28 protein-coding genes are annotated in these 25,924 nt (G+C 42.9%); 11 read left to right on the top strand and 17 right to left on the bottom strand.

Annotation, left to right across the window (positions count from 1 at the left end; genetic code table 11):
• Positions 1 to 132: 132 nt before the first annotated feature.
• Together M3P07_RS16975 and M3P07_RS16970 are read right to left on the bottom strand one after the other, a co-directional pair.
• Positions 133 to 903 (bottom strand): alpha/beta fold hydrolase, encoded by a 771-nt coding sequence (locus tag M3P07_RS16975; protein WP_249971124.1) that lies wholly within the window; start codon positions 901 to 903, stop codon positions 133 to 135.
• A complete protein-coding gene (locus M3P07_RS16970) occupies positions 903 to 1,619 on the bottom strand; it encodes a pyridoxine 5'-phosphate synthase (RefSeq protein ID WP_249971123.1) in 717 nt (238 codons plus the stop codon). Before M3P07_RS16970 ends, M3P07_RS16975 begins: the two co-directional genes overlap by 1 nt.
• An 86-nt stretch (positions 1,620 to 1,705) precedes the next feature.
• Between M3P07_RS16970 and M3P07_RS16965 the strand changes: the two genes are divergently transcribed.
• The 8 genes from M3P07_RS16965 to murI all read left to right on the top strand — a co-directional run bounded on the left by M3P07_RS16965 (position 1,706) and on the right by murI (position 9,792).
• Positions 1,706 to 2,362: a CBS domain-containing protein gene (locus M3P07_RS16965; protein WP_249971122.1), complete on the top strand. Its 657-nt coding sequence runs from the start codon at positions 1,706 to 1,708 to the stop codon at positions 2,360 to 2,362.
• 1 nt (position 2,363) lies between these two features.
• Positions 2,364 to 3,245, top strand: coding sequence for an NAD kinase (locus M3P07_RS16960; RefSeq protein ID WP_249971121.1), 882 nt, complete (start codon positions 2,364 to 2,366; stop codon positions 3,243 to 3,245).
• Positions 3,246 to 3,357: 112 nt separating this feature from the next.
• Complete coding sequence (porG, locus tag M3P07_RS16955) at positions 3,358 to 4,044, top strand: type IX secretion system protein PorG (RefSeq protein WP_249971120.1); 687 nt, start codon at positions 3,358 to 3,360, stop codon at positions 4,042 to 4,044.
• Entirely contained in the window at positions 4,044 to 4,784 is a 741-nt protein-coding gene (locus M3P07_RS16950; protein ID WP_249971119.1) for an isoprenyl transferase, read from the top strand. The genes porG and M3P07_RS16950 overlap by 1 nt, the downstream gene beginning before the upstream one ends.
• Positions 4,756 to 7,425, top strand: coding sequence for a BamA/OMP85 family outer membrane protein (locus tag M3P07_RS16945; protein WP_249971118.1), 2,670 nt, complete (start codon positions 4,756 to 4,758; stop codon positions 7,423 to 7,425). Before M3P07_RS16950 ends, M3P07_RS16945 begins: the two co-directional genes overlap by 29 nt.
• 99 nt (positions 7,426 to 7,524) lie before the next feature.
• Positions 7,525 to 8,361 (top strand): OmpH/Skp family outer membrane protein, encoded by an 837-nt coding sequence (locus M3P07_RS16940; protein WP_249971117.1) that lies wholly within the window; start codon positions 7,525 to 7,527, stop codon positions 8,359 to 8,361.
• Positions 8,362 to 8,409: 48 nt separating this feature from the next.
• Positions 8,410 to 8,922: an OmpH/Skp family outer membrane protein gene (locus M3P07_RS16935; RefSeq protein ID WP_249971116.1), complete on the top strand. Its 513-nt coding sequence runs from the start codon at positions 8,410 to 8,412 to the stop codon at positions 8,920 to 8,922.
• Positions 8,923 to 9,012: 90 nt separating this feature from the next.
• On the top strand, positions 9,013 to 9,792 hold the full coding sequence (gene murI, locus M3P07_RS16930; protein ID WP_249971115.1) for a glutamate racemase: 780 nt from the start codon (positions 9,013 to 9,015) through the stop codon (positions 9,790 to 9,792).
• A 3-nt stretch (positions 9,793 to 9,795) separates the two neighbouring features.
• Here murI and M3P07_RS16925 read toward each other — a convergent pair whose 3' ends face one another.
• Positions 9,796 to 10,287: a dihydrofolate reductase gene (locus M3P07_RS16925; protein ID WP_249971114.1), complete on the bottom strand. Its 492-nt coding sequence runs from the start codon at positions 10,285 to 10,287 to the stop codon at positions 9,796 to 9,798.
• Complete coding sequence (locus tag M3P07_RS16920; RefSeq protein WP_249971113.1) at positions 10,284 to 10,673, bottom strand: 2TM domain-containing protein; 390 nt, start codon at positions 10,671 to 10,673, stop codon at positions 10,284 to 10,286. The genes M3P07_RS16925 and M3P07_RS16920 overlap by 4 nt, the downstream gene beginning before the upstream one ends.
• 54 nt (positions 10,674 to 10,727) lie before the next feature.
• Between M3P07_RS16920 and M3P07_RS16915 the strand changes: the two genes are divergently transcribed.
• Positions 10,728 to 11,807 (top strand): aminotransferase class V-fold PLP-dependent enzyme, encoded by a 1,080-nt coding sequence (locus tag M3P07_RS16915; RefSeq protein WP_249971112.1) that lies wholly within the window; start codon positions 10,728 to 10,730, stop codon positions 11,805 to 11,807.
• 163 nt (positions 11,808 to 11,970) lie between these two features.
• Positions 11,971 to 12,267: an isoamylase early set domain-containing protein gene (locus M3P07_RS16910; protein ID WP_249971111.1), complete on the top strand. Its 297-nt coding sequence runs from the start codon at positions 11,971 to 11,973 to the stop codon at positions 12,265 to 12,267.
• 72 nt (positions 12,268 to 12,339) lie between these two features.
• Here the strand turns inward: M3P07_RS16910 and M3P07_RS16905 are convergent, their stop codons facing one another.
• From M3P07_RS16905 to M3P07_RS16885, 5 genes are read right to left on the bottom strand one after another with little or no spacing between them, the layout of a single operon-like run.
• A complete protein-coding gene (locus M3P07_RS16905) occupies positions 12,340 to 12,621 on the bottom strand; it encodes a DUF427 domain-containing protein (RefSeq protein WP_249971110.1) in 282 nt (93 codons plus the stop codon).
• A gap of 4 nt (positions 12,622 to 12,625) precedes the next feature.
• Positions 12,626 to 13,594, bottom strand: a complete 969-nt coding sequence (locus tag M3P07_RS16900; RefSeq protein ID WP_249971109.1) for an L-histidine N(alpha)-methyltransferase — start codon at positions 13,592 to 13,594, stop codon at positions 12,626 to 12,628.
• 16 nt (positions 13,595 to 13,610) lie between these two features.
• Positions 13,611 to 14,771 carry an ergothioneine biosynthesis protein EgtB gene (egtB, locus tag M3P07_RS16895; RefSeq protein ID WP_249971108.1) on the bottom strand — a complete coding sequence of 387 codons (1,161 nt, stop codon included), beginning with the start codon at positions 14,769 to 14,771 and terminating at the stop codon, positions 13,611 to 13,613.
• A 36-nt stretch (positions 14,772 to 14,807) separates the two neighbouring features.
• Positions 14,808 to 16,301 carry a sensor histidine kinase gene (locus M3P07_RS16890; protein ID WP_249971107.1) on the bottom strand — a complete coding sequence of 498 codons (1,494 nt, stop codon included), beginning with the start codon at positions 16,299 to 16,301 and terminating at the stop codon, positions 14,808 to 14,810.
• Between the two features lie 2 nt (positions 16,302 to 16,303).
• Positions 16,304 to 17,029 (bottom strand): response regulator transcription factor, encoded by a 726-nt coding sequence (locus M3P07_RS16885; protein WP_249971106.1) that lies wholly within the window; start codon positions 17,027 to 17,029, stop codon positions 16,304 to 16,306.
• Positions 17,030 to 17,253: 224 nt separating this feature from the next.
• On the opposite strand from M3P07_RS16885, the gene M3P07_RS16880 reads away from it, so the two are divergent.
• Positions 17,254 to 18,993: a hypothetical protein gene (locus M3P07_RS16880; protein WP_249971105.1), complete on the top strand. Its 1,740-nt coding sequence runs from the start codon at positions 17,254 to 17,256 to the stop codon at positions 18,991 to 18,993.
• A gap of 114 nt (positions 18,994 to 19,107) precedes the next feature.
• Here M3P07_RS16880 and M3P07_RS16875 read toward each other — a convergent pair whose 3' ends face one another.
• The 8 genes from M3P07_RS16875 to M3P07_RS16840 all read right to left on the bottom strand — a co-directional run bounded on the left by M3P07_RS16875 (position 19,108) and on the right by M3P07_RS16840 (position 25,883).
• Positions 19,108 to 20,466, bottom strand: coding sequence for a Gfo/Idh/MocA family protein (locus M3P07_RS16875; protein WP_249971104.1), 1,359 nt, complete (start codon positions 20,464 to 20,466; stop codon positions 19,108 to 19,110).
• Positions 20,467 to 20,540: 74 nt separating this feature from the next.
• Positions 20,541 to 21,419, bottom strand: coding sequence for an FAD:protein FMN transferase (locus M3P07_RS16870; RefSeq protein ID WP_249971103.1), 879 nt, complete (start codon positions 21,417 to 21,419; stop codon positions 20,541 to 20,543).
• Positions 21,420 to 21,454: 35 nt separating this feature from the next.
• Positions 21,455 to 21,739: a helix-turn-helix domain-containing protein gene (locus tag M3P07_RS16865; protein ID WP_249971102.1), complete on the bottom strand. Its 285-nt coding sequence runs from the start codon at positions 21,737 to 21,739 to the stop codon at positions 21,455 to 21,457.
• Positions 21,740 to 21,829: 90 nt separating this feature from the next.
• A complete protein-coding gene (locus M3P07_RS16860) occupies positions 21,830 to 22,639 on the bottom strand; it encodes a phytanoyl-CoA dioxygenase family protein (protein WP_249971101.1) in 810 nt (269 codons plus the stop codon).
• A gap of 74 nt (positions 22,640 to 22,713) precedes the next feature.
• The gene (locus M3P07_RS16855) at positions 22,714 to 23,787 is read right to left on the bottom strand and encodes a hypothetical protein (RefSeq protein ID WP_249971100.1); all 1,074 of its coding nucleotides are present in this window, start codon (positions 23,785 to 23,787) and stop codon (positions 22,714 to 22,716) included.
• 62 nt (positions 23,788 to 23,849) lie between these two features.
• Positions 23,850 to 24,647, bottom strand: coding sequence for a helix-turn-helix domain-containing protein (locus M3P07_RS16850; RefSeq protein WP_249971099.1), 798 nt, complete (start codon positions 24,645 to 24,647; stop codon positions 23,850 to 23,852).
• A 298-nt stretch (positions 24,648 to 24,945) separates the two neighbouring features.
• Positions 24,946 to 25,209 carry a hypothetical protein gene (locus M3P07_RS16845; RefSeq protein WP_249971098.1) on the bottom strand — a complete coding sequence of 88 codons (264 nt, stop codon included), beginning with the start codon at positions 25,207 to 25,209 and terminating at the stop codon, positions 24,946 to 24,948.
• 11 nt (positions 25,210 to 25,220) lie between these two features.
• Positions 25,221 to 25,883 carry a DMP19 family protein gene (locus M3P07_RS16840; RefSeq protein ID WP_249971097.1) on the bottom strand — a complete coding sequence of 221 codons (663 nt, stop codon included), beginning with the start codon at positions 25,881 to 25,883 and terminating at the stop codon, positions 25,221 to 25,223.
• Positions 25,884 to 25,924 lie beyond the last annotated feature (41 nt).

The raw sequence follows: 25,924 nt of genomic DNA, 5'->3' as shown, positions 1-25,924 counted from the left end.
ATTTATAGCTATTTGAGTTAGTACTGGGCGATTTAAACAACAAACCCATTTGACCAAAACTATGTCAAATTTGCGTTCCAGACAATAAAATGGGCAAAAAAATTATGCATGCATAATAAAACGCCCCAAATATTAAGGATTCAAAAATGCGATGGACATCTCAAAAAACTGTTTGGGATTTTCGGCATGCAACCAATGGCCCGCATTTTCCACGGTTTGGATATCGGCATTGGGGAAGTGTCGTTTTATGCCCGGAAAGTCGTTGGGAAGGATGTATTCGGAGCGGTCACCCCTAAGAAAGAGGGTTGGCCCACCATATACTGCCGTGGAACTTATGTTTTCCCCAATCTCGTCCATCCTATCCTTTAAAATAGAGTAGTTGAACCTCAATCCGAGTTGACCTGGCTCCACCCAGTACAGGTTTTTAAGCAAGAACTGCCGAATCCCGAATTCGGAAAGCTGTTTGGAAAGTACCTCGTCCGCTTCCTTTCTGGAGTTGATCTGGCTAAAATCCAAATGTCCCAGGGCATCCAATATATATTGATGGTGTGGAGGATAGAATTTAGGGGATATATCGGCTACAATTAGTTTTGAAATCCGTTCCGGATTCGAAGTAGCCAATTGCATTGCCGTTTTTCCACCCATGGAATGTCCAATTATGGAAGTCTTTTCAATTTGATGGTAATCAAGATAATTAAGGACATCCTGAGCCATCACCTCATAATCAAAATCGGGGGAATGAAAACTTTTTCCATGGTTGCGTTGGTCCACCAAATGCACTTGAAGCCCATTCGCAAGATATTGGTTGCCCAAGGTTTTCCAATTATCGGACATTCCCAAAAAACCATGTAGGATAACCAATGGATTGCCTTCGCCGAGTATTTTAGAGTGCAGTAATTCCATTAGGTAAGACGATGTAAATACATGTTCACCACATTTTCAATTCCAAGATAAATGGATTCGCAAATAAGCGCATGACCAATGGAAACCTCTAACAAATGGGGAATATTCTCCTTAAAAAACTTGATGTTGTCCAAGCTAAGGTCATGGCCCGCATTGATCCCGAGTCCCAATTCGTGGGCTTTTTTGGCAGCATCCACAAAGGGTTTTATGCCTTGGCCCTTATTTCCTTCGGCATACATTTGGGCAAAACGTTCCGTATAAAGTTCTATCCTGTCCGTTCCGGTTTCCGCAGCACCAGCGACCATCTCAATGGAGGGGTCCACAAAAATTGAGGTACGAATACCCTTATCCTTGAATGTTTTAATAACATCAACAAGAAAATCCTTGTGCTTGCGTGTGTCCCAACCGGCATTGGAGGTAATGGCGTCTTCGGCATCTGGGACCAAGGTTACCTGGGTAGGCTGCACTTCCAGGACCAAATCCACAAATTTGGGAACGGGGTTCCCTTCGATATTGAATTCGGTAGACACCACCTTCTTTAGATCACGGGCATCCTGATAACGAATATGACGTTCGTCGGGTCTGGGATGTATGGTGATTCCCTGGGCTCCGAATGCCTCAATGTCCTTGGCAGACTTGACAAGGTCTGGAACATTTCCTCCGCGTGAGTTTCTAAGGGTAGCCAACTTGTTGATATTGACACTCAATTTTGTCATGAAGTTCATTTTTGGAAAGCCAAAAATAAGAATTAGGCACGCCTTTTGCGATTTAAAATTAGTATTTTGCGCTTAATAAAATTGTTATGCAAATCCAGAACAGAATTATAACGACTGTCCCCATTTTCGAGGTTTCCGAAACCTTGGATGAAGTGATTCGTTTTTTTGAGGAAACCACATTTTCTCATGTAGCGGTTACCGAGGATGGGATTTACATTGGCTCTCTTTCTGAAAATGACTTGGCTTGTTTTGAGCCTGGAAAGTCCATTGAGGAGTTCCGAATAGATCTCGAGACTTTCTCAGTGACCAAAGAGACTTTGTGGTTGGATGTTTTGGAGGCATTTTCCAGAAACCAAGCGAATATTCTTCCGGTATTGGACAATGATCATGTAATCACGGGTTATTATGATCTGGAAGATGTAGTGGCGGATTTTATTGACACCCCTTTTTTTAAGGAACCAGGTGGTATTTTGGTCATTGCTACGGGGATCAAGGATTATTCCTTTAGTGAAATAGCCCAGATTGTGGAGGGTAACAACGCCCGTTTGTTGGGCGCATTTATCACCGATTCGCAGAACGATGTGGTCCAAATTACCCTGAAAATAGGAACCCCGGATTTAAATGAAGTGGCGCAAACCTTTAGACGATACAACTACACCATTGTCTTTGGGAACAGTGAGGACCAATTTCTGGAGGACCTAAAGCAGCGGTCCGACTATTTGGAGAAATACCTTAACGTTTAACATGAAGGTCGCAATTTACGGTCAAACTTTCCAGGAACAGGATAGAACCTGCGTATTGGAGCTATTGGAAGAGCTTCAGGGAATCAGTGCGTCCGTCTTTGTCGAGGAGGATTTTTGCAAGCGTATAGATGGTTGTCTATCCCAATTTTCATACGGGACTTTTTCCCAAAGTTACGGGCTGGATGGTTCTTTCGATATGTTTGTCAGCTTTGGTGGGGACGGTACCATGCTCAGGGCAGTAACTTATGTCAAGGATATGGGAATCCCCATTGTTGGGGTGAACACGGGCCGATTAGGATTTCTTTCAACCTTTAAAAAAGAAGATGTAAGAAAGGTGGTCACGGAATTTGTGGCCGGGGAATATACCATAGAGGAACGAAGTCTTGTGGAGGTAATGTTGGGCCCGGATTTGGAAGATTTTGGCGCGTTGAACTTTGCGCTGAACGAAATTACGGTAAGCCGAAAGGATACGACCTCCATGATCACCGTGGAAACCTATTTAAATGATGAATATTTAACCTCCTATTGGGCAGATGGGCTAATTGTTGCCACCCCGACCGGTTCTACCGGGTATTCGTTGAGCTGCGGGGGGCCTGTAATCGCTCCTTCGGCCAAATCCTTGGTATTGACCCCAATTGCACCACATAATCTTAATGCAAGGCCGTTGGTGATATCGGACGATATCGAGATCAGGTTAAAAGTTTCAGGTCGCGAGGAAAACCATTTGGTTTCCTTGGATTCCCGGATAGCCAGTATCCCAAACGGCAAGGAAATCAGGATAAAAAAATCGAATTTTAATATAAAAATGATAGAATATAAGTCGGAAAGCTTCTTAAAGACCCTTAGAAACAAACTGCTTTGGGGCCAGGATAAACGCAATTAAGCCGATTGAAACAATAAAAGAAGCCAAAAACTGTTTAACAAAGGAGAACGTTTATAACCCAGTATTCTATTGACCTTCCTCTACCTCTAATATGTATAATTTTCGGGATTGTATGCGAATAGTTTTGTTTGCTATTTTTTTGTGTAGTGCGTTCAAGGTCACTTCCCAGACCTATGAAATAGGAGTATTTGCCGGTGGGGCGAACGGTATCGGCGATGTGGGGAGCACCAGTTATATTTCCCCAACAGGTCCGGCATTTGGGGGTATCTTCAAATGGAACAAAAGCAAGCGGTATGCATGGCGGGCAAGTGCAATCTACGGCACCTTCACTTTTGACGACCTAAAATCGAGCAAAGGTTCGCGCGTTCAACGCCGGTATACCATAGATAATTCTGTACTGGAAGCCTCTTTGGGGCTGGAATTCAACTTTGTTGAATATAATCTGCACCGACTGGGTCCTGCCTTTACACCCTATCTTTATACAGGTCTTACTTATTTTAGGTACGATTTTAATTATTTTGATGCCCTTGTGGTGCAGGATATTAACCAAAAAGAAGGTAGTTTTGCAATTCCAATGACGGTGGGGGCGAAGTATCGCTTAAATCAGTTTCTGATTCTGGGTGCGGAGATTGGGGCCAGATATACCTTTACGGACAATCTGGATGGTAGCAATCCCGTAGGTTCCAATTTTGAACCCTTTAGGTTCGGAAATATTTTAAGCGATGACTGGTACGTCTTTTCAGGTATTACATTGACCTATACCTTTGGGCGGAAACCTTGCCAGGATTGTTTTGAATAATGCATACTTTAGAGGACGTAGATAAAAAAAATCTTCCCAAACATGTTGCCGTGATTATGGACGGCAATGGCCGATGGGCCAAACAACGGGGGAAACTTAGGGTTTTTGGCCACGAGAATGGAGTTAAGGCCGTACGAAGGACCGTTGAAAACTGTGCACGCTTACAGATAGAATTTCTAACGCTATATGCCTTTTCCACCGAAAACTGGAATCGGCCAAAGCTCGAAGTGGAGACTTTGATGAAACTTCTTGTCGCATCTTTGCGTAAGGAATTGAAGACCCTCAACAAAAACAATATCAGATTAAACACCATAGGGAACATTGAATCCCTGCCCTCCAAGGCACAAAAGGAGCTGGCTGAAGTTATATCCAAAACGGCTCAGAACTCTGGAATGACCCTTACCCTGGCCCTAAGTTATGGTTCTCGGGAGGAGATAAAATCTGCTGTTAAGGACATAGCTTCCAAAGTTAAAAATAATATAATTTCACCCGAAAATATTGACGAAGCCGTTATAAATACTCATCTTTACACGCATTTTTTGCCGGATGTAGACCTGCTTATCCGTACCAGTGGGGAACAAAGGATCAGCAATTTTTTACTTTGGCAAATTGCATACGCCGAATTATATTTTATTGACGTATTTTGGCCCGATTTTAGTGAGCATCATTTGGTAGAGGCAATATTAAGTTACCAAAATAGAGAACGACGATTTGGAAAAACTAGCGAACAACTCAATTAAGCAAATAAAACATACCACCGGACCATACCTTAAACTACTCCTTCTTTTTCTTTTCGCCGCCCAAAGCTTCGCACAGGAAACCTCCATTGAGGACGGGAAGGATTATATTTTAGGTGGGCTTACCGTAACCGGACTCCAAAGCTATAACGAGCAGACCGTAAAAACCTATACGGGTCTAAGGGTTGGACAACCCATCACCGTTCCTGGGGACCAACTCAGCGCAGTGATCAAAAAACTGTGGAGTTTGGAGTTGTTCAGCGATGTAAACTTTTACTACACAAAAATTGAGGGGGACAAGATTTTCCTGGAGCTTAATATTTTGGAGCGTCCCACCCTGTCCAATGTAACGGTATATGGCGTTAAAAAACGGAAGGTCGAAGACATTATAAATGATACGGACCTCAAAAAAGGTAAAAAGATTACCGAGAGTTTAATTGCCAACACCAAGAACTACCTTCAGAACAAATACAGAAAGCAAGGGTACCTTAACACCCAGGTGCACATAGTCACCGCTTCCGATACTACTGGGGCCCATACCGAAAACATGGTCATCAATGTAAAAAAGGGAGATAAGGTAAAAATTAGGGAGATTGCATTTGAGGGCAATAGCAAACTTACCGGTAAAAGATTGCGTAAGGCCCTTAAGAAAACCAAGAAAAAGAAAATCTACCGTTTTTGGAAAAAATCAAAGTATATAGAGGCCGACTATAAAGAGGACCTTTCCAATTTGATAGATACCTACGCAGAAAGAGGGTACCGGGATGCCCGGGTGCTTTCGGACACTTTTGTTAAGGTGGATGAAAACCATATCGATTTAAAAATTAAGGTCGAAGAAGGGGACAAATATTATTTTGGGGATATCAATTTTGTTGGGAACTCCGTGTACACCGACCGACAATTGAGTCAGGTATTGGGAATTAGAAAAGGATCTACCTACAATGGCGTTTTGCTGAAAAAACGTGTGGCAGATGACTCCAAGCCGGATGGGCAAGACTTGACCAACCTTTATCAAAACAACGGATACTTATTTTCCAGTATCAATCCTGTGGAGGTTTCTGCGGTGAACGATACCATCGATTTCGAAATCAGGATCATTGAAGGAAAGGAGACCTTTTTGAATCATGTTACTGTAGTTGGAAACGATAAGACCAACGACCACGTAATTTTTAGGGAATTGCGTACGCGTCCGGGCCAAAAGTACAGCAAGGACAACATTGTGCGTAGTATCCGGGAATTGGGTCAGTTAGGATTCTTCGATGCCGAACAGATTGCGCCAGATATCCAGAATCCAGACCCCAATGCGGGAACAGTGGATATCCAATATAGCTTGGTGGAGTCGGGTTCCAGCCAAATAGAATTGCAAGGGGGATTCGGCGGCGGTGGTTTCATCGGTACCTTGGGACTTTCATTCAGTAATTTCTCCCTAAAGAACATTTTTAATGGGGAAGCCTATAAACCTGTTCCCATGGGGGATGGGCAGACCTTTGCCCTCCGTTTGCAGGCCAGTAGGACGTTTAGGGTATACAGTCTAAATTTTGCCGAACCTTGGTTGGGCGGTAAAAAGCCGGTACGTTTTAACCTATCCCTGTCCAGGACCCAACAATTTGCCACCAGTTTTACCAATAGGGGAAGACTGGATGTGGATAAGGACCGGGGGTTTGCCATTACGGGAATCTCTGCAGGTTTGGCCAAACGGGTACAATGGCCAGATGATTTCTTTACCATTTCCCACTCCTTGAGCTACCAACTTTACGATTTTAACGACTTTAATAATGGGCTTTTCAATTTTGGTAATGGTAGTTCCAATTCCTTGAGCTATACTTTGGGAATCTCCCGTAGCTCCCAAGGTCCAAGTAGGATTTTCCCATTGACAGGTTCCAATTTTGAGCTTTCCGCCAAATTCACACCTCCCTATTCGCTGTTCGGCAACAAGGATTATAAGCAGATCAGAACCGATATCGATGAAATAACGGAACGCTTGTTTGAAATTGGCCCAAATCCGGCGAACATCGATGAGCAAATTGAATTTGCCGAAAAGAGTGACCAACTGGAGCGTTTGGAAGAAGAGCGCTTTAAGCTTTTGGAATTCTACAAGATAAAATTCAAGGGAGACTGGTACACCAACTTGGTGGATAAATTGGTGCTTCGGACCAATGCCGAATTTGGATTCCTCGGAAGTTATAATAACGATATTGGTGCGGTGCCTTTTGAGCGATTCTTCGTAGGGGGTGACGGCCTTGGAAACTTTACCTTGGATGGTAGGGATGTAATCCAGCTTAGGGGATATGAAAATAGTTCCCTGACACCCTTTAGTACAAATCCGGTTACCGGAAACCAGGAAAGGGATGGGGGAACCATTTATAACAAATTCTCTATGGAATTGCGTTATCCACTGACCTTGAAACCATCCGCATCCATATATGCCCTTTCATTTTTAGAAGCAGGTAATGCCTTTAACAATTTTAATGAGTATAATCCGTTTGAGTTAAAGAGATCTGCCGGAGTGGGGCTTCGTATTTTTATGCCGGCATTCGGTCTGTTGGGTATCGATTTTGGTTATGGATTTGATACAGATGCAAATCCTTCCTCAAGCGGACCAAGTGGCTGGCAAACGCACTTCATTATCGGGCAGCAGTTTTAACCAAAAGAAAATCGTGTAATAATTTGGCATAAATGACTCATTATAAATTAATTAGTTATTTTGGCACGATATTTTCTTAGTAAAAAGCGGAATCAAAAAATGAAGACCAAAGTTCTTTTGACATTAACTGTTTTGATGTTGTCCTTGTATGGATTTTCCCAAAGAGGTGTACGTATTGGATACGTGGATATGGAATACATCCTGGAAAATGTGGAAGAATACCGGGACGCAACAGAGCAATTAAACGCAAAGGCTGTTAAGTGGAAGCAGGAAATTGAGCTCAAGCAAAGCGTGATCGATCAGATGAAGAAGGATTTAATGGCCGAAAAAGTGTTGCTAACGGACGAGCTTATTGCCGAACGTGAAGAGGAAATCCAAATATTGGAAACCGAAATGTTGGATTACCAACAAGACCGTTTTGGCCCCCAAGGGGATTTGGTGCTTCAAAAACAGTTGCTGATACAGCCCATCCAGGACCAAGTGTTCAACGAAGTGCAAAAAATCGGCGGAAATAAAAGATACGATTTTATTTTTGATAAATCCGCAGATGTCGTAATGTTGTACTCCGAAAAAAGACACGATATCAGTGACTTGGTTTTAAGGGAGATAGGTAGGACCCGAAAGGTGAGCAAATCCAATAAAAAGGCCCAAGAGAAAAACAGGTTGGATCAGTTCAAGGAAGAGCAGGCAGAAGAGGAGAAGGAAATTAGCGAAGCCTTAAAGGAGCGTCAAGCCAAGGCAGAGGAAAACCAAGCAGCCAAGATCAAGGCAGCGGAAGATCGTAGAGCAGAACAATTGCGTCTGCGGGAGGAACGGAAAAAGGCCTATGAGGCCCGAAGAAAAAAATTACTGGAGGAGCGCGACGCCAAGCGAAAGGCCAAATTGGAAGAGCGAAAGAAAGCGCAAGAACAAGAACAGGATTCAATACAAAAATAGTATTGAAACACTAATAGTAACATTCAAAATAGTATAACTTAGAGAATCATGAGAAATGTAAAGAAGATTGCTGTAGCCCTAGTTTTATTTGTTGCAGCTACGGGTTTTGTTAACGCACAACAAAGCAAGGTTGCGCATATCAATGTACAGCAATTGTTGGCGGAAATGCCTGAGATGAAAGCTGCCCAGTCAGAGTTAAAAAAATTGGAAGAAACATATACTGCCGATATCAAGGGCTCTATGACAGAGTTTCAAAATAAGGCAACCCAATATAGAAATGAATCTACCTCAAAGACTCGTGAGGAAAACGAGAAAAGAGCTCTAGAGCTTCAGGAGATTCAACAAAACATCCAAAACGCGGAGCAAGCAGCTATGCAACAGTTGCAGCAAAAACAGCAAGAACTGTTCGCACCTATTTCCGACAAGGCTAAAGCTGCCATCGAAAAAGTTGCGGCCGCTCAAGGATTTGATTACGTAATGGACGCTAGTCCTGGTTTGACCTTGATCGTTGCCAAAGGAAAAGATTTGTTGCCTGCTGTAAAACAGGAATTGGGCTTCTAAGCTACTCTTTACAATATTCAAAAACCGCTTCTTCTTTGGAAAAGCGGTTTTTTTTATACCCTAATTTAACTATAGTACTTACTTTTAAGCATGGGCAAACCCATTGGTATTTTTGATTCAGGAATTGGAGGTACCTCCATTTGGAAGGAGATAGTAAAATTGCTTCCCCATGAGGATACCGTATATCTTGCAGATAGTGCCAATGCTCCCTATGGTGCCAAATCAAATGAAGAAATTCTTCGACTCTGCATCAAGAACACGGAGCTATTGTTGCAAAAGAACTGCAAACTTATTGTAGTGGCTTGCAACACAGCGACGACCAACGCCGTCGATTATCTACGAACCAATTATGATGTGCCTTTTATCGGCATTGAACCAGCAATAAAACCGGCGGCCCTCCAGACCAAGACCAAAAAGGTTGGGGTGCTGGCCACCAAAGGAACACTAGCAAGTACCTTGTTCCATAGTACTTCCAAAATGTTTACAGAGGGCATTACCGTACTGGAACAAGAAGGTACAGGCCTGGTGGAGTTGATTGAAGGCGGCCAAATGCATGCAGCGGAGACCAGGGCTCTTCTTAAAAGATATCTGGACCCGATGTTGGAGCAACAAATAGATTGCTTGGTTTTGGGGTGTACCCATTATCCCTATTTAGTTCCCCTGATCAAAGAGTTGGTTCCCCCAGCGGTTCGAGTGATAGATTCCGGCGAAGCAGTGGCAAGACAAACACGGGCCGTTCTTGAAAAACACAATTTGGAAGAAGAGCCAAAAAGTTCAATTGACCATTGGTTTTATTCAAATACAAAAAGCGACATACTTGCCTCCTTGGTATCCGGGCCCAGCGTATCCGTAGAATATCTCGACTTTTAATGACTATTTTCTAATATAGGTAAGGTAGGTATAACTGTGTTTGTGCCTCTCATCCGCAGGATGAAATTCTTCCTTCACCAAATCCCATTGGGTTTCATCAATTTCTGGAAAAAAAGTATCGGCATTCAGTTCGGCATGTACCCGAGTGAGCTCAATATGGGTGGCAAAATCCATTGCCTGTCGGTAGATTTCACCTCCTCCGATAATAAATGCGGTTTCCTCGGGCCCGACAAGTTCCAATGCGCCTTCCAAAGAATGCACAATTTGGCAGGGAAATATGGGTTGGTAGTTTAGATCCCGTGTTATCGCAATATGTTCCCTATTGGGCAAGGCCTTCGGAAAGCTTTCCAAGGTTTTGCGACCCATAATGATCTTATGCCCCGAGGTGAGCTGTTTAAAACGTTTAAAATCGTCCGGTAAGTGCCACGGAAGGTCGTTGTCTATACCAAGGGCATTGTTCTCCGCGGCTGCGGCAATCATGATCAATTGCTTCACTGATCTTTTTTTTTATTGATGTTGGACAAAGGAAACTCGGTGTCGATTTCCTTTTGGATCTCCGCAATGCGCTTTTTTTGCAAGGCAACCAGTTTTTCCCGTTGCACGCGCTCCCAACCCTTGCCCATAAAGCGATGGGTCACAAATACATTAAAGGCATGGAAAACGAATAAAAAAGCCCAAACAAGAATGCCCCACACGAACCAATCGTAGGCTTCCCCATATTTCAGAATCTTATTGATCAGGACCAGAAATACACTACCGATCAAAAAAATCACGAAATGGGAAAACAGCCTTTTTTTCTGCCGGATGCGTTTCTGGGCAGATTCCAACAACTCGTGTTGTTCAATGTCAACAGTATTTTGAGGTTTCTTTTTGGAAAACATTGAATGGCTATCTTTAACAACAAATATAGCTGAATTCAATCCAAAATAACCACAATGCAGAACCTGAGAAAAAAGTTCCCCGTACTCCAACAGTGCATCTATGCCAATACCGCAGCTACCGGTTTGATGTATGAAGATTTGATGGAATGGCGGCAAGAACATGACTTGGATTTTTTGATCGGGGGCAGTGACATGAAACAAAAGTGGTACGGTAAAATAGAAGAAGTAAGGGAGGATGTAGGTCGTTTTTTTGGATGTAACACCGCTGCTGTGGCATTGGTGCCCAACTTCACAGTGGGTTTGAACCTTATTTTGGAGGGCTTACGAATGGATGCAAAGGTTTTGTTGGTCAAGGATGATTATCCCTCCTTAAACTGGCCTTTTGAGACACGGGACTTTCAACGGGAGTATGTAGCGCAAAATGAGAATTTGGAATCTGCACTATATGAACAATTAAAAAAGGGGAATTTTGATGTGTTGGCCCTTAGTTTGGTGCAATGGGTGAATGGTATAAAAATTGACATGGAATTTCTGAAGACCCTAAAACAAGATTTCCCTGACCTGATGATCATTGCCGATGGGACCCAATTTTGTGGAACACAGCCGTTCAATTTTGAAACTTCGGGAATTGATATACTAGGTGCGAGTGCATATAAATGGATGTTGGCCGGCTATGGAAATGGATTTTTTCTGATGAACGAAAGTATCAAGGAGAACATCGATCTTAAGGTAATCGGCAACTGGTCGGTGGATAGGGCAGGTGACAGAACCTCAACTATAGAACTTCATAAATTGCTCCAACCTGGCCATCTGGATTCCCTAAATTTTGGGAGCTTACAATTTTCCCTGAATTTTTTGGATAACATCGGGATGGAGAACGTGCAAGCCCAGCTAAAAAAGTTATCCCAAAACGCCAAGCTCCAATTTTCTTCCATGGGTCTTTTGGATAAGGGTGTGCAATTGCGGGAAGACCACAGTACCATTTTTAACATAGAAGGCGATAGCAAGGTGTTTCAAAAATTATCTAGGGAAAATGTGGTATGTGTACAGCGTGGTAGCGGGATTCGATTAAGTTTTCACTTTTATAACACAGAAAATGAGGTGGATGCGATTGTGGATATCTTAAAATCCTGATAGTACCATATCTTTTTTTGTGAAAATTCACCCCTGAATTTTATTAAGGTAATTCTATTGTTAGGAGCATTTTATCAATTTGATAAATCGACCCTAACTTATTGTAGGTAAACCGTTTTATAGTTTGCTTTGTCTTGTTTTTAAACAAGAAATTAAGCATATCATGGCAATAAAAAAGCAATACCTAAAAAGCAAGCCGGTTTGTAAAGTTACATTTACCGTGCCTGCAGAAGAAGCGAAGAAAGTAGCTGTTGTTGGAGACTTCAACAACTGGAACCCTAAAGGGAGTACTTTGAAAAAATTGAAAAACGGAACGTTCAAAGGAACTTTTGACCTACCCCAAGAGAACACCTTTGAGTTTAGATACTTGGTGGACGGATCCTACATCAATGATGAAGCTGCTGATCGTTACCAATGGAACGATTACGCAGGAGCAGAGAACGCTGTTCTAGAGCTTTAGTAAATAGAAGAGCCAAGAAGCAAAACTCTGTCTTGTTTCTTGGCTCTAGATATCTTGTGTCAGGAAGGCACATTATTCAACTACGGAAACCCCTTTCCAAAACGCCACCCTGCCCTTAATGGTCTTGGCCAGTTCACTTACTTCTGGGTAGTACCAAGCTGCATCCACATTTTCTTTGCCGTCGACCTCTAAGGTGTAATACGACGCCACACCCTTCCAAGGACATGTAGTATGGGTGTTACTGGTTTTGAAATACTCCTTTTTTATACTTTCGGCTGGGAAATAATGATTGTTCTCAATAACAATGGTGTCATTACTTTCCGCAATTACGGTATCGTTCCAAATAGCTTTCATTGTCTTATTTTTTAAATACGTAGTTTTTGTACTGATTCTGGCTATCGGCAAACTCGGTTACGATCTGTAGCCCTGATTGCTCCGCAAGCCATTCTACAGTAGCATCATCATACTTTTGGGAAATCTCCGTGTGGATGGTTTCCCATTTTTTAAGACGTATTTGTAGCTGTAAACTTTCAATACTGACCTCCTGGTGCTCCTTGGATACCAAAAAGCTCTTTGCCGTTCCGGTTTCTGGGTCGTATACTTCCCAATGTAAAAAGTTGTCCAGCACAAAATTTCCATCGAGTTCTCGATTTATTCTGGCTAGGATATTTTTATTGAAGGCCTCGGTAATTCCCGTTTTGTCGTTATAGGCATCCAAAATGGTTTGGGGGTTCTTTTTTTGATCAAAGCCCATCAGGATCAAATCCCCCTCATTGATGGAGTCCCTTAGATTTTTCAAAAATTCTATGGCCGGTTCGTGAAGCAGGTTTCCAATGTTGGACCCTAAAAACAAAATCACTTTTTTTCTGCCGTTTACCTTGTCAATATCCCGTAATGTGTCAAAATAGGTGCCTTGAAGGGTATTGATTTCAAGTTGAGGAATCTCCTGTTTCAACGATTGTTCTAACTGATCTAGGGCATTTTGGCTAATATCGATGGGTCGGTAATCAAAATCAAAGTCATTATTGACCAAATACCGAAGTAAGATTTTGGTCTTTTTCCCATCACCCGCACCTAGTTCAAACAGACTAAAGGGCTCCCCATTTTGGGATAAAAGTGCCGCAATTGAGGTCTTGTTGGTTTCCAGGATTTCGTACTCCCGATTGGTGAGATAATATTCGGGCATTGCCATAATATCTTGAAAGAGCTTATCCCCAATCTCGTCGTAAAAATATTTGGACGATAAATGCTTGGGAAAGCTCGTCAATCCTTCATACACTTCTTGCTCAAAAGCCGAGGTAAAAGTCTTGGTTTGGTTTTTTTGCATGAAACCTTTGTCGTTGTTATTGGGCCAACCTTAATCCGGTGAATTGCCACCGTAACTGTGGATGGAAGAAATTACGATAAGTGTGTCGGGTATGTTTAGCTGGCGTGGCCACCGAACCCCCTCTCAGTACTTTCTGGTTTACCATGAACTTACCATTGTATTCACCCAAGGCGCCCTCCGCTTTTTGGTAGTTGGGGTAGGGCAGATAGGCACTTTCTGTCCACTCCCATCGCTTGCCCCAAGGGAAAAATTCCTGGGCCGCTTCCCACTCAAATTCAGTGGGCAAACGCATCCCCTTCCATTGTGCGTAGGCAAAGGCCTCGAAATACGAAATATGTGTTATAGGCTTGTCGTTATCAACTTTTTGAAGCCCTTTGGTGGTATAATGCCACCATTCACCCTCGATTTGGTGCCAATATAAAGGAGCTTTAATGTGCTGTAGATTTACCCAATCCCAACCCTCGGCATGCCAAAGGTCAAAGCGTTGATAGGCCCCGGCTTCAATAAAATCCATGAACTCCCCATTGGTCACCAATTTGTTAGAAATTTTATAGGGTTGCAAAAACACCTTGTGCTGGCCCAACTCATTATCATAGCAAAAGGCGTCGGAGTTGTGTCCAATACTGAATATACCCTCCTCCATGGCTATCCAATCCTGCGTATGGGTTTCCACGGGATGATCAATGAACGTATCGGAATACATGGGAAGCAACGGGTTGTTTCCTAGAATGTACTTGATATCGGTAAGCAACAGCTCTTGGTGCTGTTTTTCGTGATGGATGCCCATTTCCAAGAGGGCATTCAAACTTTCCTCTTGGGAAGTGGAAAACAAGGCTTTGATTCCCTCGGTCACATATTCCCGATAGGCATACACCCGATTTACCGAAGGGCGGGACAAATTACCCCGATCCGAACGCACAACCCGTTTCCCAACAGCCTCGTAATAACTATTGAAAACAAAGGAAAAATCAGCGTCAAACTCCTTGTAGCCCTTGGCATGGGGTTTAAGGATAAACTCCTCAAAAAACCAGGTGGTATGGCCCAGATGCCATTTGGGGGGACTTACATCCACCACAGGTTGTACCACATAATCTTCAATTTCCAGGGGTTCACATATGGTTTCGGAAGCTTTTCGGGTTTCCAAAAAGAAATCCAAAAGGGAATCGATAAGAAGCATAAATGACTTTTCTACTTAAAGATAGCGAATAATGGTTTAGCCAACCGCGTAAATGGGTAAGCTAAAACTGAAGGTAGTGCCTTCGTTGGGTTTGCTGAATACCTTGATGCTACTATCGTGGATTTCCATGATTTTCTTTACGATGGCAAGGCCAAGCCCAGCCCCTTCCTTTTCTTGCCCCGCTTTGGTTTGTCGGTAGCGTTCAAAAATCAATGCCTGATTGTCCTTTTTTATCCCGGGACCCGAATCTTTTATCGTTACCTCTACATGATCTTCTTTGGATTCCAATTTTACGGTGACCTCCCCATCTTCGGGTGTAAACTTTAGTGCATTGTCCATCAAGTTTTGGATGGCGCGTTCCACCAACGAGATATCGGCAAATACCAGGGGAACATTATCGGCCATCGACAATTTTAAATCGATATTTTTCTGTTGGGCGAGCAAGGAATAGTTTCGGTGGATGTCGTTGGCCAGTTCACTGATCAGGAAAGGTTCCTTTTCAGGTTGTATCTGGTTGGCCTCTAACTTAGAATACTCAAAGAGCTGTGAAACCAATTTGGAGAGTCGTTCGCTACTCTTGGATACCATGCTCAGATATTCACCCCGTTCTTCGGAAGAAAGCTCGGAATCCTTCATGTGCAGTGTTTCAATATAGCCTTGAATAATGGAAAGTGGTGTTCTAAGGTCGTGCGAGATATTGGCAATCAGTTCTTGGCGCAGCTGTTCCACGGATTTAATTTTTTCAATATCCGATAGAATGGTATCCGCCATGCTGTTATAGGTAGTTGCCACATTGGACAAATCGGTTTTTTCGGCATTTTCTATCCGATATTCCAGATCCCCCTGTTGAAAGCGTTTGGCCGCATAGATAATTTTCCGGAGGCTGCGGGTGAGGTACCAAATTGCCAGTACGCCCAGGAGTGTGGCGAAAATTAGGGTAAGCAGGGAGCCACCAAGTCCAAGCCGCATAAAATAACTGTTGAAAAGATCACTCCGGGTCGCCAAAAAATCTTCCCCGGCCAAAATAATATAGATATAGCCTTCATGCCCATCCTTGTTGAACCGGGCTGCCGAAAAAATGGTCTGCTTGGTCAAATCCTTGGGGTCATCACCCAAAACATAATTGCTTCCACTCTCCGTAATAAATTGTTGGATAGGGGCTAAGTTCACCTGTTTCTCCTTAGTTTCAGGAGCATCGTGATCCAATACCACGGAATACCGCACATTTCCTTCCAAATCCAATAAATACACCTCGATGGCCCGGTTTACCGCCATCATATCGTGCATAATATCCCCAAACAAAGCCTTGTTTACATTACCTATGGAGTCGAAGGGTTGGGTATCCCTAAACTTTTCCTCGATAAGGTCTTGGGCCAAATTCGCATGCAAGCGCTGGGTGGTCTCGTAGAAATATTTATTGGAAAGGTAGATGGAGGTAATAGTGTACCCTATCCCCGCCAACAAGAGAATGGCCAAAAAAGAGAGGGTCAATTTTAGAATGAATCGAACGGAAAGAATACTGTTTTTCATGGTCAATGATTGGCTTGGGTTTCCAAAAGTTCTTCGTTGAATTTATAACCCACCCCCCAAGTGGTTAGGATGAATTTGGGATTGCTCATATCGGGTTCAATCTTGGAGCGGAGGCGATTAATATGGGAGTTCACCGTGTGCTCATAACCTTTAAAATCGTAGCCCCATATCATATTGAGCAACTTGCCCCGATCATAACTTTTCCCAGGATTAGAGGATAGCAACACCAAGAGTTCGAATTCTTTAGGGGAAAGCTCCACCTTTTTCCCGTCCAAAAGCACTTTACGCATATCAATATCGATGGACAGTACATCAAACTGCATCAGTTTTGGATTTTTTTCGCCAGATGTTTCCACAACGTCCATTTTTTGACGCCTGAAAATGGCTTTTACCCTTGCAATAAACTCGCGTACACTAAAGGGTTTGGTGAGGTAGTCATCGGCCCCAACCTCAAGTCCCAATACTTTGTCAATTTCTTCGGAACGTGCGGTGAGCATCATTATCGGTGTTGTAATATTGTCGGCACGGATTTTTTGACAGATTTCGACCCCATCCATCCCAGGAAGCATAACATCCAAAATAATCAGGTCTGGATCTTCCTTTAGCGCTTTTTGCAGTCCAATGTCTCCCCGAATTGCGGAAAGCACCTGACAACCTAAATCCTTCAGGTGGATTTCCAACAAACGAATGATTTCGATATCATCCTCTACAATCAACACTTTTTTCATGATATACGAATTAAAGGGTAAAGTATCACGGAAAGTTCACCTTTCCATTAAAAAATTGATGGAATATTCTCTAAAAAGTCAGTTTTTGGGCGAAATCTTTACAAAATCCAAGCTTTTTTATTATAAATACCTGAAAATCAGAGCATAAATAATTTTGATTTTTATGTGATACTTCTGCAACAACTTCCCACTTCATTTGTGTTGCAAATAAAAAAACACGTAAAATGAGCAACTTAAAATCATTATGGATACTCTTGGGTATCGCAATTCTTGCCGTGGGATGTAGCAACGATTCCGACGATGAGCCCATTGTACTTGAAGCGGGAACGCTTTCGGGTGGACCTTTTACCATTACTGTTGATGGAATCCCGGATATGATTTCCGGCGTAACTTTGGATGCCAGCGATGTGGTTGGTAGCAACCGTACCTATGTCGTAACAGACGATTCTAGAAACATTTTGGGCGTGCCGCCCACCCTTGCCGATTTGGAAGGCGTGGATTTCGATGCAGCTGGAGTTGGAACTTGCTTTGTTTACCATTTGGTATATGAAGACGGTTTAACTGGATTGGAGCCAGGGACAAACTTGGACAATCTTGTTGGGGATCACGATTTATCCAATCGAATAGTCGTTACCCGTAATGGACTTAATGCAGGTACTCTTTCAGGAGGCCCCTATACCATATTGGTAGACGGAACTCCGGACATGATTTCTGGGGTTAGTTTGGACGATTCGGAATTGAACGGTACCAACCAAACCTATGTAATTACAGATGATGAGCGCAATATTTTAGGATTGCCACCTACCATTGAAGCCCTTGAAGGGGTAAATTTTGATGGTGCTGGCGTAGGCGTATGCTTTGTTTATCATTTAACCTATGAGGACGGCCTTACCGGATTGGAAGCTGGGATGAACCTTGATGGATTTAGCGGGGCCTATGCGCTTTCCAACAGGATCACCGTTACCAGAAATGGATTGAACGCGGGAACTATCGGTGGCGGACCCTACACGATTCTAGTGGACGGAACTCCTGACATGGTCAGTGGAATTACCTTGGATGATGCTGAATTGACCGGTTCCAAGCAACGTTGGGTGATCACCGATGATGAAAACAATATTTTGGGCTTGCCTCCAACAATAGAGGCAGTTGAAGGTGTGGATTTTGATGGTGCCGGTGTTGGAACTTGCTTGATCTGGCATATCACTTACGAAGACGGTTTGATGAACTTGGAGGCCGGTTATAATGTTTCCGATTTGGAAGGATTCTACGCCCTTTCCAATTCCATTACGGTTACAAGAAACGGATTAAACGCAGGTACCATTGGCGGTGGACCCTTTACCATAACGGTGGACGGAAACCCTGACATGGTTAGTGGAATTACCTTGGATGATGCTGAATTGACTGGTTCAAAGCAACGTTGGGTAATCACAGATGATGAAAACAACATTTTGGGCTTACCTCCAACGATCGATGCGGTAGAAGGCGTGGATTTTGATGGTGCTGGTGTGGGAACTTGCCTAATCTGGCATATTACTTACGAGGAAGGCTTGATGAACCTGGAGGCCGGTTACAATGTTTCCGATTTGGAAGGATTCTACGCCCTTTCCAATTCCATTACCGTAACCCGAAATGGCCTTAACGCCGGAACTATATCTGGTGGACCTTTCACCTTTGATGTGGATGGTACCCCTGATATGGTAAGTGGAATCACTTTGGATGACTCGGAATTGACTGGGACGAACCAAACCTATGTGATCACGGATGATGAAAATAATATTCTGGGACTTCCCCCAACTCTGGATGCCGTGGAGGGGGTTGATTTTGATGCCGCTGGTTCTGGGGTTTGCCTTATCTGGCACGCTACTTTCGAGGATGGACTTGTAGGTTTGGAAGCTGGAAAAAATGTTGCTGACTTAGAAGGATTCTATGCCCTTTCCAACAGCATTACGGTGACAAGAAACTGATATAGAAAAAGAAAATTATTTGCTTTACTTGTTTCCAAAAAGGCACCCAGACGAAAGTCTGGGTGTTTTTGTTTTTTTGAAATGCTTCTGGACCGTGGTCCAAAGGAGTGAAGCCTACACCTCGTATTCCTTGGCCTTGATCTTGATGCGCTCCCCACCGGCATTGATGGCCTCGTGGATTTTATAGATACAAACTTCAGATTTGTATGAGGTGATGGCATCATAGTTCAATTTTTCCTCTTCCCGTACCGACTCGATGAAGTTGTACAAGTGGGCTGTATGGCTGGCCAAATTGTACACCTTGTCCATATCCTTCATTTCATTGATATCGTAGCTGATCTGCGGTGCAGTTTCCTTGATGCCGGAATCTCCAGATTCCTTTTCCTTGTATTTCTGCATATCGGCAAGGTTGGTGATATATCCAGCGTCTATATATTCTTGCCATTGTTTGGCTTCTACACGGGATTCTCGGAAAATCTTGTTGTCTTTACCTTGCGAAATAATAAAGGCTCCATCATCCCCAATAAAACGTTCATAAACCCCAATTGCTCTGGAGTTGGAGATGTTCTCATAAATACCAATGGCAGGTCCTTTTGGGGTATCGTATTCCAAAATGGTGGCCATGGTATCGGCCTGCTCAAGATTAAAATACGAATTGTTTCCTGCGGCATAGACCGTATGTGGATAAGCACCAAAGAACCAGTTGAAGATGTCTATCTGGTGTGATCCCAAATCGGATACAACCCCGCCACCCAATTTTTTATAGTTACGCCAGTTGTAGACTTGGTCTACTGTATCAAAACCGTATTGCTTGAGCTTGTTGAGGTCAAGGTTGTCTTTTTTATTCGGTTGCTGAGTCCAAATTTGGGATCGGTTCCACTGACCAACGGCGTGGGTCAATCTGCCGAACATTTGCTCTTTTTCCAACAATATTTGGTGGGTAAATCGGTAACGGTCATCACTTCTGCGTTGACGTCCAATCTGGAGCAATTTGCCCGTTCTTTTCATGGCTTCTGCCATTTTTCGGGCGTCCTTCATATTGTTGGACATAGCTTTTTCGCAGTATACATGGATACCCGCTTCCAAGGCGTCCACCGCATGTTGCATATGCCAGAAATCAGGGGTGGTTAAAACCACGGCATCCAGATTTTCTTTTTCCAACATTTCATAAAAATTCTCGTACGCCTTTACCTTGGTTCCATACTGACTATTGAACCTATTTTTGGCATTTTCACGACGACTTTCCACAATATCGCATACCGCTACCAAGTTGGCACTCGGTATTTTGGGAATGTTCCTGAAGATGACACCACCACCTCGGCCTCCACAGCCCACAACACCCACATTTACCTTATCCCCAACCTTAAGTGGGTTGGCGGTAATGCTAAAGGGGTTGGCGAGCATTAGCCCGGTTCCGAATAGGGTAGAGGTTTTAATAAAGTTCCGTCTGTCCGTTTTGTTCGAAGTACTCATTGCAATTTTTGTTAGTTAAGTTCCGATGTTAGTTTGATGTTCGATTGTGGCTAGCTGTCCAAATGTACATTTTTTCAATCAATGGAAAAGAGCTTTCCACCTTGGCTATAGACCACCCATGCTATTTCTTGCACATTTTTAACAATATTTTCAATTTCGTTAACGGAATGCAGATATAGTCCGGTGGAAAATGCATCGGAATATGCGGCCTTTTTGCAAGCCACCCAGATACGGTCAAATTCGGAAACCCCGGTGTTTTTGCCCGTTCTAGGGTCAAAAATGTGGTTGCCTTGATGAAAGGTGCCCGAAGCACTGACCGCAATATTCTTTAATTGCAGTTCTTTTTGTTCCTCTGAGGAAGCTATGGAATGACTCCAGTGCTCGGCATCTTCAGGGGAACCTTGAGTGAGTAGTGTACTGTCTCCGGCGCTGATGCTGTAATTTTCAACCTCCATTTCCTGAAGTAATAAGGCCAATTGATCTAAGGCATAGCCTTTTCCTATACCCCCTAGATCAAAAAGCATCCCCGGTTGAATACAGTAGAAATAAGGTTTTTCCGGGTCTACATAAAGGCTTGCCTTTAATTTTTCCTCTTGGGCCTTTTCCAAGGCATTGGTCATTTCAAACTCGTTGAGGATACCCTCTTTGGCAGCCCGGAAAATGTTCATGTGTTCCGCCACTCCAATATCAAAGGTGCCTTGCGTCCATTGCTGTACTTGGATGGCTTGTTTGATCACGTCCCAGGTCTCGTGCTCCAAGGCCAATTGGGCATCGGCCTTTAGTTTGTTGATGCGACTGATGTCACTGCCGGCCACAAACCGACTCAGGATTTCCTCCAACTCATCCAAGCGTTGAAAGCAGCGTTGGGCTACATTTTGGGCGTAATTTGCTTCTTCTCCGGAAATGGTAAGAAGAAAGCGGGTGGCCATGGCCTGGTGTTCGAAGTTGTGCATGCGTTTGGTATGAAAAGCTAGTGTGGGGTTGTTGGTTATCTTCCGATGGAAATATGCAAGGGTCTTCCCAATCCAATTTCAATGAGTTTATGGTATGTGGAAATTTGGATGTCAGATTGGCCTCGTTCAATTCTGGAAATATAGCTTTTTTTGGTTCCTGTTCTTACTGCTAATTCCTCTTGGGTAAGCTTGGCCTCCTTGCGGGCTTCTTTGAGCATGACTCCCAAACGGAAGGCTAGGGAGTCCGAATCAAATTGATCTCTGGCAGGAGTTCCTTTTTTCCCATATTTCTGTATTAGAACATCTTCAAATTGATACATTTTTTAATTTTAATCCAAAAGTTAACCAATTGGTTAACAAATATAAATGAGGTTGAAAAATTTAACGAAGTTGCTCTAAACTAAACTTTTTTACCGTTCAAACAATATCGGATTTATTTGGGAGTCGATGACTGAACCAATCTCCACACCAGGACACCAGGTTTCACAATCGTTGATTTGGCCATCGTTTTCTGGTTTTTTCAGGAGCATGTCCTTGTCCATATAAATGGAGGTCATCACTTTTCTTGTCCGGTTGGTGGTATTGGGTCCCGCTCGGTGGAAAATCCATCCGGAATGAAAACTGACTTCTCCAATATCAAAAGGTTCGGAAATTTTAGGACAATCCGTTAAACGGAGCTTTTCTCCGATCAAGGTTTCGCTTTCATCGCTGATGGATAAATCCCGTCCTGTTAAGATATCCTGACTACCTGCGGCAAATTCCAACGGACCCATTTCTGCTGGCACAGCTTGCAAGGGAATCCAGGCCGTAATGACCCTATCCGTGGATAAGGGCCAATAATATTGATCGGCATGCCAAGGGGTAATCCCACCGCCACCTTCTTTAAATAGTGCCTGATCATGGTACATGCGAACCCCGTTCACTTCCATAAGGTCAGCCGCCAATTGTGCTAGACGTTTACAACAAACCAGTTTTTTGATTTCCTCGTCCAAGGTCCACAGATTGAAAATTTGCAAAAAAGCCTTGCCATAGGTATCGCGATCCTCCAAAGGTGTGGACTGGGTATTCTGTTCTTCCACCTTGGCAGAAATCACTGTATTGAAATAGGCCAGTACCTCTGGAGGTAAAACCTCTTTGATTTTTATAAAGGCGTTTTGCTTGTAAAAATCGAGTTGGTCTTGGTTAAGAGTGTACGGTTGATCTAGAATATTGAGATTCATTTGGCTATTGGTAAATGGTGAAAGTCAAGGGACTTTACCATTGTAAGTTAACCAAAAGTCCTAAGAAATTTATACTAAACCTCAATCAGTGATTGCGCTTCCTTTCCAATGGATTTTAATTCCTTGTTATTTTTCTTCAGCAACCGCCCTGCAGCCTTATTGATTTTCTTAAGACCAATCTTTTCCCATTTATTCCGAGAAGCCTCAAAATCCGATTTGAACAGTTTTTGTGATAAATCCCTGATCACACAATAGTTTGCAATCTGGTGTCCATTCTCGCTATCCTTGTTTGCATTTTCCGCGAAAAAGGTAATCAAATCAAATAGGGTGTCTTGGGCCAAGCTCAATTCGGTGAGTTTTGCCCGGTATTCCAAATCGGCGGATTTTAAATCTGGCCAGATTTTCTTGTCCGCAAAATGTCTGGCTTCATGGCCCAAATAACTGATCTTGAAATTTTCGCTTTCCACATCGTAGGCTTTTTTCACACAATAAATACCTTCCTCTTCCGTCCAGCCCCCTGGATGATGGGCTCCCAGGGTGGCATATTCCATCCAACCCAAGGTGGCAAAGTCCTCCAAAAAATATACGGTTACTTCTTGCATTTCACCTTTGCCCAAATCCACTTGATAGACTTTTGGGGTTTGTTTTTTCCAAACCATGAGATCTATGAGGCGACCTTGGTAGGTGACTTCATCAGTAGTATAAAACCCTTTCGCATGGATGTAATCCCGAAGAAAATAGCCCAAACTGTCGCGGGTCACTTTTTTACCACGAACGGGTGGATAGTTTTTCATTAGGAAGGGAACCACGTTACCTCCCAAATCCCGCTCAAAGTTGCCACTAGGGTCTAAGAGGGATTTTCTCCAATAGCTTTTGAAGTGGGAAATCAAGGTTTCCATTTCCGATTCAGGTGGTGATATTTCCAAATCGGATTCACCCTTGAAACGGGCTTCAAAATCCGATTTAAATTTTTGGTCTTTGGCATTCAATCCATCTACTCCCAACAAAGGGAAAATAGGGGAGACGTCAGCATCCATGCCATAGGCATAGATTTGATCATAAGGGAGGGTTTTCTGTTTTGGTTGCGCCGCTGCTCCAACAAACAGGAGCATAAGAAGGGTGCTAAGGGTTCTATTTCTTGTAGACATTTTTCGTGATTTGATTGATAGCACAAAAATCAACCGCAATCAGCTTAAGAAATTGTACCAGATTAACTATTTAGGATTTTCCGGAAACGGTTGGGTGAAATCCCGTAGGCCATCTTAAAAGATCGTATAAAGTGAGCATCGTCAAAAAAGCCGTTGGCAAACGAGATATCTGAGATGGACTGTTGGGTGCTGGATAGTAGATACACCGCGTTATGTAATTTGGATTTGAGTTGAAATTCCCCAATGGTGATTCCCTTTTCTGCCTTAAAGATTCGGGCCATATAAACCGGATGCACATGGATACGTTCTGCCAAGGATTTTAAGGAATGGAATTCGGTTAGCTCGTGTTTTATAATCCGCTCCACTTTTTGTACCCAGGATTTAGTGATGTTTTTCATGGGGTACGGGCCGATGGTATACAGCCAATCCAAGATCAATTCTGTGCTGAGGTCGGCATCGTAATCGATTTTAAAATTCAACAGCAGTTTATAGAGCGATGGGAAGGCCGTTTTATTGAAATGGATATGGGTGTTCGGTAGTTCGACATCCAAGTCCAGCCGTTCTTGCCACCCTTTTTTAAACTCGATATTGAAACAGGTGGCGGAATCTTCCAAAAAGGTGTTTTGATGGCACCAAGAAGTAGGCCGGAACAGCACATCCGAAGCTTGCACCAATTGGGTTGAACCATTAATGTTTTCCAGATAACAGCCCGAGGTCAATACGCTGACATAACTGTTGTCGTGGTAATGATCTTCCAAAACGCTATCCGGGGAATAAGCGGTTAAGCTAAGCTTAAAGAGCTCGTTCTCCCGTGAATCCAGATACTCTCCAAAATAAGTGCCTTCCTTGAGGTTGCGCATGCTGCGTATAGTTTTTAGTTAATTATAGGTAACAAAGTTTATGCATCTGTTACAGTAATCATTTTTTCTTTTGTTCCTCGAACCATTCAAGTTGTGATTTAATTCTTTCCAAGATTGCTTTATCCTGATCATTATAAATGTCTCTGAGTCTGTAATTCTCCTTTTCCGGATTAGTTTTGTTCGCGAATTCATTAATCCCCAAATTAAAAAGGGCTTGCCCGAACCTCAAAGAGTAGTTGTTGGCTAAATAATCAGAAATTAAGTTAATTATTTCTTGGTGTTCTGTTTTAGGATTTGCCTATTGCCATTCACTTTCAAATTCGTCTTTTCCAATTTTATATTTCCCAAATTCTTTTAAATCTAAAGGTTGGTCACCTAATTTTCCATAGTCATCAAATATCCTTTCTATATGGTATCTTAGTCTATTCCCATTTTCATAAAGTTCCATTTGCTTAGTTGGAATTCCTTCATCATCCACTTCAAAGTAGTAAATACAGGTTCCCCATGAATCAAATTCGTCCCCTCGTGTTTCTGTCCAATTTCTCTTGAAATATTTTGTCATCTAAAATGTTATCATTGTTTATTTTTCCTGTTTTCCCAAACCTCCTCTTTGTGTTTTTCAAAATAGGCCATTTTTAGCTTGGAGTAGCTAGATTTAAGGTCGTAAAACTTCCTATCCAACTCATTCATAGCTTCCATTAAAGACTCATTGTCGTATAAATCAGAAGTCTCAAAAATTGCGTGGAGGTGCATAGCCTCCAGTTTTGTTTTGGTGATTTGCATCAGTCCGCTATGCTCATTTATTAATGCTACGGCTTCCTCCAAAAGCTGCTTGGCTGCTGTATCGCCAATCAGGTCCAGCGCATCCAAGGTTTCTTGGGCAAATTGCCCCGATGAATTGGTGAAGAACTGCAAAAAACCTCCGTTTTGCACCTCGGCTTCCAGTTCGTTTATAAGGTAGACCACTTGTAAGGGTTTGGGCATTTCCAGGAACGAAGTCTCACCATGATTGTCCTTTTGTCTTAATTTTTGAGTGTAGTAATAAAGTAATTCTTCCTTTTCTTCTGGGTTTGATTTGTTGAACAATTCTTTGTTTAGCTTGGCAAACTTCACTTTATAATCCCATTCACTTTTGTTGGGGGATTTCACTGGTTCTCCAAATTTGACCAGCTTGGGCACCAAGTTTTTTAATACTACGGCAACGGCAACAATGATCAGGATGGTAGTGTAATCCATGCGGAATAGGCTTAGTCTGCTTTAGGAAAAGTACAGTTTTA

The organism is Flagellimonas myxillae, assembly GCF_023502235.1.
Lineage (GTDB): Bacteria > Bacteroidota > Bacteroidia > Flavobacteriales > Flavobacteriaceae > Flagellimonas > Flagellimonas myxillae.
The sequence above is the reverse complement of the archived record's forward strand: the minus strand, read 5'-3'. Positions and strand labels throughout refer to the sequence as shown.

Excerpts from the sequence above, each read along its gene's own strand:
- M3P07_RS16845 (WP_249971098.1), bottom strand. The coding sequence starts at position 25,209 with ATGACAAAATATTTCAAGAGAAATTGGACAGAAACACGAGGGGACGAA.
- M3P07_RS16915 (WP_249971112.1), top strand. The coding sequence starts at position 10,728 with ATGCAGAACCTGAGAAAAAAGTTCCCCGTACTCCAACAGTGCATCTAT.
- M3P07_RS16880 (WP_249971105.1), top strand. The coding sequence starts at position 17,254 with ATGAGCAACTTAAAATCATTATGGATACTCTTGGGTATCGCAATTCTT.
- M3P07_RS16850 (WP_249971099.1), bottom strand. The coding sequence starts at position 24,647 with ATGCGCAACCTCAAGGAAGGCACTTATTTTGGAGAGTATCTGGATTCA.
- M3P07_RS16855 (WP_249971100.1), bottom strand. The coding sequence starts at position 23,787 with ATGTCTACAAGAAATAGAACCCTTAGCACCCTTCTTATGCTCCTGTTT.
- M3P07_RS16860 (WP_249971101.1), bottom strand. The coding sequence starts at position 22,639 with ATGAATCTCAATATTCTAGATCAACCGTACACTCTTAACCAAGACCAA.
- M3P07_RS16875 (WP_249971104.1), bottom strand. The coding sequence starts at position 20,466 with ATGAGTACTTCGAACAAAACGGACAGACGGAACTTTATTAAAACCTCT.
- M3P07_RS16920 (WP_249971113.1), bottom strand. The coding sequence starts at position 10,673 with ATGTTTTCCAAAAAGAAACCTCAAAATACTGTTGACATTGAACAACAC.
- M3P07_RS16965 (WP_249971122.1), top strand. The coding sequence starts at position 1,706 with ATGCAAATCCAGAACAGAATTATAACGACTGTCCCCATTTTCGAGGTT.
- M3P07_RS16910 (WP_249971111.1), top strand. The coding sequence starts at position 11,971 with ATGGCAATAAAAAAGCAATACCTAAAAAGCAAGCCGGTTTGTAAAGTT.
- M3P07_RS16905 (WP_249971110.1), bottom strand. The coding sequence starts at position 12,621 with ATGAAAGCTATTTGGAACGATACCGTAATTGCGGAAAGTAATGACACC.
- M3P07_RS16840 (WP_249971097.1), bottom strand. The coding sequence starts at position 25,883 with ATGGATTACACTACCATCCTGATCATTGTTGCCGTTGCCGTAGTATTA.
- M3P07_RS16975 (WP_249971124.1), bottom strand. The coding sequence starts at position 903 with ATGGAATTACTGCACTCTAAAATACTCGGCGAAGGCAATCCATTGGTT.
- M3P07_RS16885 (WP_249971106.1), bottom strand. The coding sequence starts at position 17,029 with ATGAAAAAAGTGTTGATTGTAGAGGATGATATCGAAATCATTCGTTTG.
- M3P07_RS16950 (WP_249971119.1), top strand. The coding sequence starts at position 4,044 with ATGCATACTTTAGAGGACGTAGATAAAAAAAATCTTCCCAAACATGTT.
- murI (WP_249971115.1), top strand. The coding sequence starts at position 9,013 with ATGGGCAAACCCATTGGTATTTTTGATTCAGGAATTGGAGGTACCTCC.
- M3P07_RS16865 (WP_249971102.1), bottom strand. The coding sequence starts at position 21,739 with ATGTATCAATTTGAAGATGTTCTAATACAGAAATATGGGAAAAAAGGA.
- egtB (WP_249971108.1), bottom strand. The coding sequence starts at position 14,771 with ATGCTTCTTATCGATTCCCTTTTGGATTTCTTTTTGGAAACCCGAAAA.
- porG (WP_249971120.1), top strand. The coding sequence starts at position 3,358 with ATGCGAATAGTTTTGTTTGCTATTTTTTTGTGTAGTGCGTTCAAGGTC.
- M3P07_RS16935 (WP_249971116.1), top strand. The coding sequence starts at position 8,410 with ATGAGAAATGTAAAGAAGATTGCTGTAGCCCTAGTTTTATTTGTTGCA.
- M3P07_RS16960 (WP_249971121.1), top strand. The coding sequence starts at position 2,364 with ATGAAGGTCGCAATTTACGGTCAAACTTTCCAGGAACAGGATAGAACC.
- M3P07_RS16900 (WP_249971109.1), bottom strand. The coding sequence starts at position 13,594 with ATGCAAAAAAACCAAACCAAGACTTTTACCTCGGCTTTTGAGCAAGAA.
- M3P07_RS16870 (WP_249971103.1), bottom strand. The coding sequence starts at position 21,419 with ATGCACAACTTCGAACACCAGGCCATGGCCACCCGCTTTCTTCTTACC.
- M3P07_RS16890 (WP_249971107.1), bottom strand. The coding sequence starts at position 16,301 with ATGAAAAACAGTATTCTTTCCGTTCGATTCATTCTAAAATTGACCCTC.
- M3P07_RS16970 (WP_249971123.1), bottom strand. The coding sequence starts at position 1,619 with ATGACAAAATTGAGTGTCAATATCAACAAGTTGGCTACCCTTAGAAAC.
- M3P07_RS16940 (WP_249971117.1), top strand. The coding sequence starts at position 7,525 with ATGAAGACCAAAGTTCTTTTGACATTAACTGTTTTGATGTTGTCCTTG.